The organism is Pseudoalteromonas sp. 3J6 (genome assembly GCF_903995135.1).
Taxonomy (GTDB): Bacteria; Pseudomonadota; Gammaproteobacteria; order Enterobacterales; family Alteromonadaceae; genus Pseudoalteromonas.
Window position 1 is genome coordinate 303,528 of sequence record NZ_LR877185.1, and the last position, 2,023, is coordinate 305,550.

Genomic DNA, 2,023 nt, shown 5'->3' on the forward strand with positions numbered 1-2,023 from the left:
CCGCCTCCGCTTAGGCCCACAGGATGTGGGTCATGCAGACGTTGCCACAGGACGTGGCGCTTTTAGTCTGCGTTCATTTTTTGGTTAAGTCCTCGATCGATTAGTATCAGTCAGCTCCACATGTCGCCACGCTTCCACCTCTGACCTATCAACCTGATCATCTTTCAGGGATCTTACTAGCTTGACGCTATGGGAAATCTCATCTCGAGGGGGGCTTCATGCTTAGATGCTTTCAGCACTTATCCCTTCCGCACATAGCTACCCAGCGATGCCTTTGGCAAGACAACTGGTACACCAGCGGTGCGTCCATCCCGGTCCTCTCGTACTAAGGACAGCTCCTCTCAAATTTCCTGCGCCCACGACGGATAGGGACCGAACTGTCTCACGACGTTCTGAACCCAGCTCGCGTACCGCTTTAATGGGCGAACAGCCCAACCCTTGGGACCGACTACAGCCCCAGGATGCGATGAGCCGACATCGAGGTGCCAAACCTCCCCGTCGATGTGGACTCTTGGGGGAGATAAGCCTGTTATCCCCGGGGTAGCTTTTATCCGTTGAGCGATGGCCCTTCCATGCGGAACCACCGGATCACTAAGCCCGACTTTCGTCCCTGCTCGACTTGTAGGTCTCGCAGTCAAGCTCCCTTGTGCCTTTACACTCTGCGAATGATTTCCAACCATTCTGAGGGAACCTTTGGGCGCCTCCGTTACACTTTAGGAGGCGACCGCCCCAGTCAAACTGCCCACCTGACACTGTCTCCCGGGTCGATAAGACCCGTAGGTTAGAATTTCAATACAGTCAGGGCGGTATCCCACCAGCGCCTCCACCGAAGCTAGCGCTCCGGTTTCAAAGGCTCCCGCCTATCCTGTACAAACTGTACCAAAATTCAATATCAGGCTACAGTAAAGCTCCACGGGGTCTTTCCGTCCTGTCGCGGGTAACCTGCATCTTCACAGGTACTATAATTTCACCGAGTCTCTCGTTGAGACAGTGCCCAGATCGTTACGCCTTTCGTGCGGGTCGGAACTTACCCGACAAGGAATTTCGCTACCTTAGGACCGTTATAGTTACGGCCGCCGTTTACTGGGGCTTCGATTCAAAGCTTCGCTTGCGCTAACCTCTCCTCTTAACCTTCCAGCACCGGGCAGGCGTCAGCCCCTATACTTCGCCTTGCGGCTTCGCAGAGACCTGTGTTTTTGCTAAACAGTCGCTTGGGCCTATTCACTGCGGCTTTCCGTTAAGAAAGCACCCCTTCTCCCGAAGTTACGGGGTCATTTTGCCGAGTTCCTTAACCAGAGTTCTCTCGCACACCTTAGGATTCTCTCCTCGCCTACCTGTGTCGGTTTGCGGTACGGGCACCTTTTCCCTCGCTAGAGGCTTTTCTTGGCAGTGTGGAATCAGGAACTTCGGTACTAAATTTCCCTCGCCGTCACAGCTCAGCCTGTGTGGTAACGGGATTTGCCTCGTTACCGGCCTAACTGCTTGGACGCGCTAATCCAGCAGCGCGCTTACCCTATCCTCCTGCGTCCCCCCATTGCTCAAACGGTAAAGAGGTGGTACAGGAATATCAACCTGTTGTCCATCGCCTACGCTTTTCAGCCTCGGCTTAGGTCCCGACTAACCCTGAGCGGACGAGCCTTCCTCAGGAAACCTTAGGCATTCGGTGGATGGGATTCTCACCCATCTTTCGCTACTCATACCGGCATTCTCACTTCTAAGCGCTCCACGGGTCCTTGCGATCCCGCTTCAACGCCCTTAGAACGCTCTCCTACCACTGACATCGAAAGATGTCAATCCACAGCTTCGGTGATACGTTTAGCCCCGGTCTCTTATACACATCTTGGCTGCTTCTAAGCCAACATCCTGGTTGTCTAAGCAACTCCACATCCTTTTCCACTTAACGTATACTTTGGGACCTTAGCTGGTGGTATGGGCTGTTTCCCTCTTGACTACGGATCTTATCACTCGCAGTCTGACTCCCATGGATAAGTCTTTGGCATTCGGAGTTTGTCTGAATTAGGTA

Annotated in this window: 3 other annotated features. The window is 53.5% G+C overall.

The features are described 5' to 3' along the window. Window positions 1-92 precede the first annotated feature (92 nt). Window positions 93-962: a sequence feature (23S ribosomal RNA rRNA prediction is too short), on the minus strand. Window position 963: 1 nt separating this feature from the next. After that, window positions 964-1,698 (minus strand) — a sequence feature (23S ribosomal RNA rRNA prediction is too short). A gap of 75 nt (window positions 1,699-1,773) precedes the next feature. Then, window positions 1,774-1,929: a sequence feature (23S ribosomal RNA rRNA prediction is too short), on the minus strand. Window positions 1,930-2,023: the final 94 nt, after the last annotated feature.